At 33.1% G+C, this 10,916-nt stretch carries 7 protein-coding genes and 1 pseudogene; 1 reads left to right on the top strand and 7 read right to left on the bottom strand.

Translation table 11 applies throughout. The features are described from left to right. The 6 genes and pseudogenes from AB1Z17_RS12985 to AB1Z17_RS13010 form a co-directional block, all read right to left on the bottom strand. Positions 1 to 424: pseudogene (locus AB1Z17_RS12985) on the bottom strand (quinol:cytochrome C oxidoreductase); the annotation flags it as partial. A 28-nt stretch (positions 425 to 452) separates the two neighbouring features. Further along, the gene (locus AB1Z17_RS12990; RefSeq protein WP_368052205.1) at positions 453 to 1,007 is read right to left on the bottom strand and encodes a cytochrome c; all 555 of its coding nucleotides are present in this window, start codon (positions 1,005 to 1,007) and stop codon (positions 453 to 455) included. 8 nt (positions 1,008 to 1,015) lie between these two features. After that, on the bottom strand, positions 1,016 to 1,537 hold the full coding sequence (locus AB1Z17_RS12995; protein ID WP_134248895.1) for a DUF3341 domain-containing protein: 522 nt from the start codon (positions 1,535 to 1,537) through the stop codon (positions 1,016 to 1,018). Positions 1,538 to 1,539: 2 nt separating this feature from the next. Beyond that, positions 1,540 to 3,261: an NrfD/PsrC family molybdoenzyme membrane anchor subunit gene (gene nrfD / locus AB1Z17_RS13000; protein ID WP_368052206.1), complete on the bottom strand. Its 1,722-nt coding sequence runs from the start codon at positions 3,259 to 3,261 to the stop codon at positions 1,540 to 1,542. 34 nt (positions 3,262 to 3,295) lie between these two features. Then, positions 3,296 to 6,355: a TAT-variant-translocated molybdopterin oxidoreductase gene (locus tag AB1Z17_RS13005; protein WP_368052207.1), complete on the bottom strand. Its 3,060-nt coding sequence runs from the start codon at positions 6,353 to 6,355 to the stop codon at positions 3,296 to 3,298. A 32-nt stretch (positions 6,356 to 6,387) separates the two neighbouring features. After that, positions 6,388 to 7,947 (bottom strand): c-type cytochrome, encoded by a 1,560-nt coding sequence (locus AB1Z17_RS13010; protein WP_368052208.1) that lies wholly within the window; start codon positions 7,945 to 7,947, stop codon positions 6,388 to 6,390. Positions 7,948 to 8,156: 209 nt separating this feature from the next. Here AB1Z17_RS13010 and AB1Z17_RS13015 point away from each other — a divergent pair, with 209 nt between their 5' ends. Next, the gene (locus tag AB1Z17_RS13015; protein ID WP_368052209.1) at positions 8,157 to 8,546 is read left to right on the top strand and encodes an SPOR domain-containing protein; all 390 of its coding nucleotides are present in this window, start codon (positions 8,157 to 8,159) and stop codon (positions 8,544 to 8,546) included. Here the strand turns inward: AB1Z17_RS13015 and dnaG are convergent, their stop codons facing one another. Continuing rightward, positions 8,547 to 10,586 (bottom strand): DNA primase, encoded by a 2,040-nt coding sequence (gene dnaG / locus AB1Z17_RS13020; protein WP_368052210.1) that lies wholly within the window; start codon positions 10,584 to 10,586, stop codon positions 8,547 to 8,549. Between the last annotated feature and the right edge of the window lie 330 nt (positions 10,587 to 10,916).

Genomic DNA, 10,916 nt, shown 5'->3' on the forward strand with positions numbered 1-10,916 from the left:
ATAACAAAATTCCACCTATCGGTAAATAAGCCGTTATTGCTTCCATTACTCTAAAAAGTACAACTGGCCAACCTGCTTGAGAAGCGTGTTGTATTGCGTAAAAGGCCAATGTTCCTAATGAAATTATAAAAAAGAAAAACAATGCAACATACAATGCTGACCAAGGTTTATTCTTTAAATAATGATAAGCATGTTCTGCATGAACATCATCTGAATGTGCAGTATCGTTTAAATCATTATCATTAGCGTGCATTTCATTTTGATCCGCTGCAACTTCACCATGAGTATCATGACTTTCTTGAAGCATTATTTTAACATCTTCAACTGAGCTTGGCGTATTAAAAAAACCATAAGCAACACCTAAAATACCTACTATTATTAAGGCATAAGAAAATGTTTTTAATTTACTTGAAAAGGTATACATATCTTTAAATTCTATCTTAGTAAAAGTGTTATTTTAATAATTCAGTTCTAAGTTGTTGCACGTACATAGTTACTTGCCAACGTTCCTTAGTTGTTAATTGAGAAGAATGAGAGCCCATTGTATTTCTTCCGTGCATAATTACATGGTAAATACTCCCTTCAGTAATATCTCTATCCTTATAGTTAGGTATTCCTAATATTTTTTCTCTTTGCACCAAAACCCCATCTCCTGCCCCTGCCTTACCGTGGCAAGATATACAATAGATATCGAACATTTTTTTTCCATTATCTAAATTAGCTTCAGTAAGTTCTAAAGGGTTTTTAAGGTCTAATTTCGCAGCATCGTACCCTTCGTTTGTATTTTCATATTCATACGGCACATCTCCTCTTGCAATAGTTCCTTCAACTGGAAGTTGCGATGTCATGCCATTTGAAAAATTAGGATTTTCAGTATAGGTTTCATAACCAACTGACTTATACATATCTGGCATATACTGGTAGTTTGGCTTAGATTTATCACCCCAACAAGATGATAAGCTAAATAAGAAAGCCACTACTATTGTTATTTTTAAAATGTTCTTCATTTTAATTTCTACTTTTCAGTTACTTTAATTTCAACAGTTCCTGTATTTTCTAAAAATGAAACTAACTCTTGCTCATTTTCATCTACAGCTACTTCCATTACAAACATATCGTCTGTTGTTCTAGGGTCTGGATTTTCTGCTTCTTTAAATGGCCATAATCTACTTCTCATATAAAAAGTAATTACCATTAAATGTGCTGCAAAAAACACACTCATTTCAAACATTATTGGAACAAAAGCTGGCATATTTTGAAAAAATGTAAAACTTGGTTTACCACCTATATCTTGCGGCCATTGTTCTATCATCATATAATTCATCATCCAAATAGAGAATGAAAAACCAACACAGCCGTACAAGAATGCAGTAATTGCAATTCGTGTTCCTTTAAGCCCCATAGCTTTATCTAACCCATGAACTGGAAATGGTGTATAAACTTCTTCAATATGATGATTTGCTGCACGCACTTCTTTAACGGCATCCATTAGGATATCATCATCATTATACATTGCTTGTATTACTTTTGAGCTCATAATTACCCGTTATTTTTTAATTTTTTAGCTTGTCCTGCCCAATCATCTCGTTTTGCTCTTCCTTTAAATGAATCTAAAAGTGAGTCTAACAAATCATATTCTTTTTCAGTCATTTTACTAACTTGATTAAAACTATAAATACCAATAGTATTTAATGTTTTTTCTAACTTAGGTCCAACACCACTAATAAGTTTTAAATCATCAGCTGTTTGGGTTGCTGCATCAAATACACCAAGAGTTCCTAATAAAGTATTTTTTTGTTCTGAAGCATCTTCAACAACCACTTTAGGAGTAGTTTTTACAGTTTTAGTTATTTTCTTAGCAGGTGCAGGATTTTTACCTCCAGCATCTCTAAATAATTTATAAGCTTCTCCAGAAGATTTTAAAATGGATTTCACCTCTGCTTGCGCAATTACAGGGAAGGTTCTTGCATATAATAAGAATAGAACAAAGAAGAACCCTATAGTTCCAACGTAAATTCCTATATCAACAAATGTTGGTGAGAACATTGTCCAAGATGATGGTAAGTAATCTCTATGTAATGAAGTTACAATAATTACAAAACGTTCAAACCACATTCCAATATTTACCACTATTGAGATAATAAATGAGAATGTAATACTTTGTCTTAATCTTTTCGACCACATAAATTGTGGAGAAAACACGTTACAACTCATCATTAATAAATAGGCCCACCAGTAAGGTCCGGTTGCTCTATTTAAAAAGGCGTATTGTTCATATTCCACACCAGAATACCAAGCTATAAATAACTCAGTAATATATGCACAACCCACTATTGAACCTGTAATCATAATTACAATGTTCATTAATTCAATGTGTTGTTTTGTGATGTAAGCTTCTAAATTTGAAACTTTTCTCATTATAATAAGCAAGGTATTTACCATTGCAAATCCTGAGAATACCGCTCCCGCAACAAAGTAAGGAGGGAATATTGTTGTATGCCAACCAGGAATAACTGAAGTAGCAAAGTCAAAAGATACAATTGTATGTACCGAAAGTACTAAAGGTGTAGCTAAACCTGCTAATACCAAAGATACTTCTTCAAAACGTTGCCAGTCTTTAGCTCTACCTGTCCAACCAAAACTTAATAAACTGTAAATTTTCTTTTGAAAAGGTCTTACAGCTCTATCACGTAACATTGCAAAATCAGGTAATAAACCAGTCCACCAGAAAACTAATGAAACTGATAAATAAGTTGATATTGCAAAAACATCCCATAATAATGGTGAGTTAAAGTTAGTCCAAAGAGTACCAAATTGGTTTGGTATTGGTAATACAAAATGTGCATTCCAAACACGTCCCATATGGATTACTGGGAACAAACCTGCTTGAACAACAGAGAAAATGGTCATTGCTTCTGCAGAACGGTTAATACCCATTCTCCATTTTTGACGGAACAACAACAATACAGCAGAAATTAAAGTACCAGCGTGACCGATACCTACCCACCATACAAAGTTGGTAATATCCCAGGCCCAACCTACGGTTTTATTTAATCCCCAAACTCCAATTCCTGTTCCAATGGTGTATATAATTGACCCTATACCCCAAAGAAAGGCTAATAGTGCAATTGTAAAAGCTGTCCACCATAATTTATTTGCTTTACCTTCAACAGGAGCTGCAACTTCCACAGTGATATCGTGATAGCTTTTATCCCCAACAATTAAAGGTCTTCTAATAGGTGCTTCGTAATGAGACGACATATTCTAATTTAATTATTATCTTTTATTAATATTCTTATGCTTCTTGTGTATTTCTAACTTTTACATGATAAACCACATTTGGTTTTGTACCTACGTGCTCAAGTAAATGATATGCTCTTTTATCTTTTGCTAAACTTGCAACTGTATCTTCATGCTTATTTACATCTCCAAAAACCATAGCTCCATTAGTACAAGCATTAGAACAAGCAGTTTCAAACTCGTTAGTGTTTACTGGCCTTCCTTCTTTCTTAGCTTTTAAAATTGTTGCCTGTGTCATTTGAATACACATAGAACATTTTTCCATAACTCCACGTGAACGAACAGTAACATCTGGATTTAACACCATTTTACCTAAATCATCGTTCATATTGTAGTCAAATTCACTATTATTTGGGTAATTGAACCAGTTAAATCTACGTACTTTATAAGGACAGTTATTTGCACAATATCTTGTACCAACACAACGGTTATATGCCATTTGATTTTGACCTTGACGACCATGAGAAGTTGCCGCAACAGGACAAACTGTTTCACAAGGTGCGTGGTTACAATGTTGACACATTACAGGTTGAAAAGCTACCGAAGGATTTTCTGAAGGATCTTCTAAAGCTGCCATAGTATCTTTATAACCAATAACTCCAGTTCCGTTATCTTTTAATTCATTATCTCCTGCAAAATCTTCTTCGTGAGAATAGTATCTATCAATACGCAACCAGTGCATATCTCTAGATTTTCTTATTTCTTCTTTACCAACAACTGGCACATTATTTTCAGCGTGACAAGCAACAACACAAGCTCCACATCCAGTACACGCATTTAAATCTATTGATAAGTTAAAATGATGACCAACAGATCTATCAAAAGCTTCCCACAAATCTACAGATGTTGCCTCAACCTCATTATGATCCAAAGATACTACAGGTACAACATTCCATTCTTTAGAATCAACATTGTTATAATCATCAATGGTAGTTTCTTTAATAATATCACCTCTACCCATTAAAGTATTGTGTAACTGAACACAAGCAAATTCGTGTTCACCCTCAACTAACTTTAACGTTACATCAGGTTGGTGATTATTAAATTCTTTGTAAAATTGGTATGCATTCTTTCCAGTTTGCATTTCTGATTTTAAACCTTGTTTACGTCCGTAACCTAAAGCCAAACCTAAAGAGCCTTTCGCTTGTCCTGGTTGAATCAAAACTGGTAATACTTCAGAAATACCATTTACAGACATTTCCACCAAGCTACCGTTTAAAGCACCGTTTGCAACATTATGATTTATCACTCCAAGCGCTTCAGCATCTGCTTTAGACATTGTTAAGTAATTATCCCAAGATGTTCTAGTAATTGGATCTGGCAATTCTTGCAACCAAGGATTGTTTGCCATTTGTCCATCACCTAAACCAGTTTTTGTATAAAGTGAAAGTTCAAAATCACTTCCTTTAACTTTTGCTAATTCAGAACCAGCAGCATCAATATTAACTTCACTAATAAAAGCTTCTTCTTCTTGAATGTCAACCGTAAAAACTCCATCGTGTAAGGCTTGATTCCAAGATTTACCTTCTAATACTTCTGTATTCCAAGATTCTTTTAAGAAATCGTAATATGTTGAAGTACTTCCTGTCCAAGTTAATAAAGTATCTTGAAACTGGCGTGTATTAAATAATGGTTTAATAGTTGGTTGCATTAAGCTATACTGACCTTTTTTAATAACAGCATCTCCCCAAGATTCTAAATAATGTGGTGTTGCTAATGCATATTGAACAGCGTTTGCTGTTTCATTATCTTGCATAGAACATGCTACAGATAATGTTACTTTTTTCAATCCTTCAACAAACTCATTTGAATTTGGTAAAGAATAAACTGGATTAGAATTATTTATAATTACAGCTCCAATTTTTCCGGCATTCATATCTGCAATTAGTTGAGCAACAGCAGCATCATTTCCTTTTCTTACATTTCTAGTTGTAACAACATCTATAACTTCACTATTAATAGCTTGGTTAATTGCCAACGCTAATAATTGTGCATTTTTATCTTGAATTCCAGTTACAACAACAGCCTTACTACCTGCTGCTTTTATTTGAGCTGCAGCTTTTTGAACAGCATCGTTTAAAGGGGTAGCTTCTCTTGAAGCAATTCCTTTAACAACCGCTTGGTATAATTTTATAAGTGCTAAATTTTGTTCAGATGGTTTTACCATAAAACGTTTATCAGCATTTGCACCAGTTAAAGTCATATTAGACTCGAACTGAATATGTCGCGACATTTTCCCATTAGCTGGAACACGACTTTTTGAATAACCAGCATCAAAACCTCCACCTTGCCAATCTCCTAAGAAATCTGCTCCAATAGAAACAATAACAGCTGCTTTTTCTAAATTATAATCTGGTAATGCTCTAGTTCCGTATAGTGCTTCAAAAGCATCTAATGCAGCAGACTCTGAAACAGCATCATACACTACATGATTAACGTTACCAAAAGTTTCACCTAAATTATTTATCAATTTTTTGGTTGAAGGACTTGCGCAAGTTCCTGTTAAAACTGCAATTGGCAACCCTGCTTCTTTTACTTCATTTAATTTTGAAATAATTTGACTATCAGCATCAGCCCAAGATATTTCTAAGCCATTTGCTTTTGGACCTTTTAATCGAAGACTGTCATATAATGATAAAACAGATGCTTGCACACGTGCATTAGTACTTCCGTTTGCGTCTTTATTAGGTTCAATTTTTATTGGACGTCCTTCTCTAACTTTTACTAAAATATTTGCAAAATCAAAACCATTTGCCATTGTAGTTGCGTAATATTCAGCAACACCAGGAATAATATCGTCTGGTTTAATTACATAAGGAATTGATTTAACAACGGGACCTTCACAAGCAGCTAAAGATGCAGCTGCAGTTGTAAATCCAACGTATTTTAAAAAGTCTCTACGCGTTGTTGATGAAGTTTCTAAATTCTCCTTATTCCCTAAAAATTCATCAGTAGGAATTTCTTCAACAAACTCGTTTTGTTTTAACGTATCAACAATAGAGCTTTTTGTATCTAGCTCTTCAACACTTTTCCAGTATTTTTTGTTTGATGCCATTCTATATTTGGTTATTTACTTCGTAATTAATATTAATAGTGACATTTTCCACATTCTAAACCTCCCATTTGAGCGGCTGTCACTTTTTCTACACCGTACTTTTTAGCTAATTGATCGTGAATATTTTTGTAATATCCATTTTCAGTTAAGTCAACTTCTGTATCTCTATGACAGTCTATACACCATCCCATTGTTAACGGAGAGAACTGATGCATTTCGTGCATTTCTTCTACAGGACCATGACATTTCTGACAATCGACACCTGCTACAGTTACGTGTTGTGCGTGGTTGTAATAAGCAAAATCAGCTAAATTATGAATTCGAATCCATTCTATAGGTTTTTGCTCGTATCCTTCAATATATTTCATATTATCCTTATCCCAACCAACAGCATCGTAGATTTTTTGAATTTCATTATCTAAATCTTCTTTTGAATAATCTCCAAATAATGGTCCCGTATATTCAGATATTGAAACGTGACAATTCATACAAACATTTGCTGTAGGAATTCCTGAAGTTTTACTGTGCTTTGCTGAAGAGTGACAATATTGACAATCAATTTTATTATCACCAGCGTGAATTGCATGTGAAAATGCAATTGGTTGAATTGGCTGATATCCTTCGTTTAAATCAATTTGCATTAACCATCCAAAGAAAAACCATGCGCCTCCTAATAAAAGAAAAATTACAGTTAAAAAACGTAAGAAAGGATTGAAAATCATTGATTTCAACATACTTTCTGTTGATTCTTCTCCTTCTTCCACTTTTTTATTAGTGGTAGCAGCAACAATTAATGAAAGTAATAAAAAGACCAATATTGTAACACCTAAAGTTGGTAAAACACCAAAACCAGGCTTATTAAAAATCTGTTCACTTGAAGCATCTGTTGTTGCAACTGCAACTTCTTTAACATCTCCAACAGCAAAATATTTTAATAAATCATCTAAATCCTGATCGCTTAATTGAGGGAAAGGTGTCATAGCTGCAGGATTACTATCTTGCACTTCTTTTGCTAACTTATCTCCCGAAGCAACTAGCGCATTGTTATCCAAAATCCAAGCTTTTAACCATTCAGGCTCACGCTTATCTGTGATTTTAAACAATTCTGGGCCAATTAATTTGCCTTCCATTTTATGGCAGGCAGCACAATTAACTTTAAAAATTTGTTTTCCTCGTTCTACACCTGGGTCAACTTCTTGAGCAACCGGTGCAGCTTTTGGTGCAGCTTCTTCACCTTTTGTATATTCTAAAATATCTACAATATCTTGGTCAGATAAATGTGGATTTGCTGTCATTGGCAATTTATTGTTTTCTTCGAAAACCTGAATTGCTAGTTTATCTCCTGACTTAATCATTCCTGGACTATCTTTAATCCAGGCAATTAACCAATCTTGTTCTCTTTTATCAGTTACTCCCTTTAATGCAGGACCAACTAATTTTTTATCGAGTTTATGGCAAGCGGCACAATTTGCTTTGAAGAGTTTCTCTCCATTCGCTACATCGGCTTGCTGTGCTGATAAACTAAGTGAAAATAATAAAAGGAAAGCAAGACTACTATTGACTAATCTTGATAATGGACTGTGTTTTTTCACACTTTTCATACTTAAAAAAAATCTTTTCTTTCTTGTTTGGTACAATATTTTCATTAATAAATTAATGATAAAAGTCATTATTTAAAAATGATTTCACAAAAGTACTATTTAAAAGTAAAACTAAAAATCTAAAAATTGTGTTAAAGTTAATTTATACTGATTCTAAATAAGGCCCTTTTCCTTTTACATTAATAATGAATACTCTAAATTTGAAAAAAATTAAAATAATGAAGTTTCTAACTAAAAAAAAACATATTGGTTTAATATTAGCTCTTTTAATAGCCAGTAGTGTTGCGTTTGCTCAAAATGAAGCTGATAAAATTGAGAATTTAATTTCCCAAAAAAGAAATTATAATCAACAAAATAAAAATACTGTAGTTTATAAAATTCAACTTTATAATGGCTCGGAAAGTCAGGCATATAAAATAAAAAGTAATTTTCAGAGTGCATTTCCTGAGTATAAAACCAGTATTATCTACAAACAACCAGAGTGGAAAACTCAAGTTGGAAATTTTGAAACGAAGTTAGAAGCTGATCGAGTTTTATTACTTATTAAGGAGGAATTTTCTGGGGCAATTGTTTTAGAAGATCGAATATAGTTAAACTACCCTATTTAACCTTTCAAACAAACGTTGTTTTAAACCTATGTAATTTACTACTGTTTCTAAAATTTGCTCGCGCTCGCTATCCTCGGTTACATTTGATATTAAAGAGCTAATCTTTTCTTCTATAAGTACACGTCTTAAATTATAAATTGCATCAAGCACCATTTTAGAAAGGTCGCTTTCTTTACTTTTTACCGCAATATCTTTACGTTCCCAATTGCTTAAAACATGCTTTTCATCGTCCATTAAAATATTAGTTACTAAGCTTGATATTTTTGGGTTTATGTGATTTACCAACACATCAACAGATATATTTTTATTTTGATTTAGCTGATTAATAACATCATAATAGATCTGTTTAAATGTTTCGTCCGTAAACTCAACTTCATCATCTTGTAAATTTAAATAGATTTCTTTTGATACTAAATTTTGAAAATGTTCTTTTTTTAATGCGTGAAAATCCCTACCATCAACTTCACCTTCTTCAACAAAATCTACAAAATCAACTTCATTATTACCATAAAGCAACAAAATTTTAATTATTTCGCGTTCATATTTCTGCAGTTCATTAAATTTTTCAGATAGTGGTGTTTTTTGTAATTGCAACATTTCCGGATACAACACATCCATTGGAGGTTCGTTAGGATCTGGACGATTTCCACTATTATAATTACTAGGTGTTCTAGCCGAACTTTTTGAAGCGTCTCTTTGTGCTTTATTATCAATCTGAGCCAATTCATTAAAAAGTACATTTTCAGAAATATCCATTATTCTGGAACATTCCTGAATATAAACTTCGCGCTGAATTCTATCTGGAATTTTTGAGATACTAATTACAATATCTCGAATTAAACCCGCTTTTTTAACAGGATCATTTTTAGCTTCTTCCATTAATAAAGAAACCTTAAAGTTTATAAAATCCTGCGAATTATTTTCTAAGTAGTGTTTTAATTCCTCTTGGCTTACCTTTTTTGCATAACTATCTGGATCGTCACCATCTGGAAACATTAAAACACGCACATTCATTCCTTGCTCAAGTATTAAATCAATACCTCTAATAGAAGCTCTAATACCGGCTGCATCACCATCAAATAAAATAGTAATATTTTTTGTGAGACGGTTTATTAAACGAATCTGATTTTCTGTAAGTGCCGTTCCAGATGAAGAAACCACGTTTTCAATACCACATTGATGCAAGGTTATAGTGTCGGTATAACCTTCAACCAAGTAACAATTATCTTCGCGTGCAATGGTTTGTTTTGCGTAATGAATTCCATATAACACATTACTTTTATGGTAAATATCGCTATCAGGAGAATTTAAATACTTTGCAGCTTTTTTATCGTTGGTTAAAATTCTACCTCCAAATCCAAGTACGCGTCCACTCATACTATGAATTGGAAACATAACACGCCCTTTAAATCGATCGAATTGTTTGGTGTTGTTCGGGTTTTGTGAATCTTGTTTTACAATTGTAAGTCCAGTAGATTCTAAATATTTTAAATTATATCCTTTATTTATCGCTTCTGAAGTAAAGGCTTCCCACTCGTTTAAAGAATATCCTAATTGAAACTTTTTTATGGTTTCTTCCGTATAACCTCTTTCTATAAAATAGCTTAAACCAATTGCTTTTCCTTGCGGGTCTTCTAATAAGTTTTTATGAAAATAATCACGTGCATATTCTGAAACCAAAAACATACTTTCACGCTCATCGGCATGTTGTTTTTGCTCATCAGTTTGTTCAATTTCATCAATTTCAATATTGTATTTTTTCGCTAAATAACGAATGGCTTCTGGATATGAATAATGCTCTTGCTCCATTAAAAAAGAAACAACATTACCACCTTTTCCCGTACTAAAATCCTTCCAAATTCCCTTTACAGGAGATACCATAAATGAGGGTGTTCGTTCTTCGGAAAAAGGACTTAGTCCTTTAAAATTACTTCCTGCTTTTTTTAGCTGAACAAATTCACCAATAACCTCCTCTACTCTGGCGGTTTCAAAAACTCTGTCTATGGTTTCTCTTGAAATCAATTTTATTGGATATTATTTAGTTTTCTAAATTAATGAATTTTTGTTAAAAAAAGAGGCTGTTTTAAAAGTCGTCATTCTGTGCTTCGGCACCGCTCAGTAACCGGTCATTGAGCGAAGTTGAAATGCAGAATATTATCGTGCTGAATACTATCATTACCTCTGTTTGAAAAAAATATTTTCTTAGATTCCACTATGATGCTTAAACACGTCATTGCGAAGAAGCATTTGAAATGAAATGGAAAATGCGACTGTGGCAATCTTATAAATACTATTTACAACTTTAGTTTTAGCTTGAAAGTATCAGATTGCTTCGTGCCTCTCAATAACGAT

Origin of the sequence: Lutibacter sp., assembly GCF_040883305.1 — a bacterium.
In the GTDB taxonomy this organism is placed as follows: domain Bacteria; phylum Bacteroidota; class Bacteroidia; order Flavobacteriales; family Flavobacteriaceae; genus Lutibacter.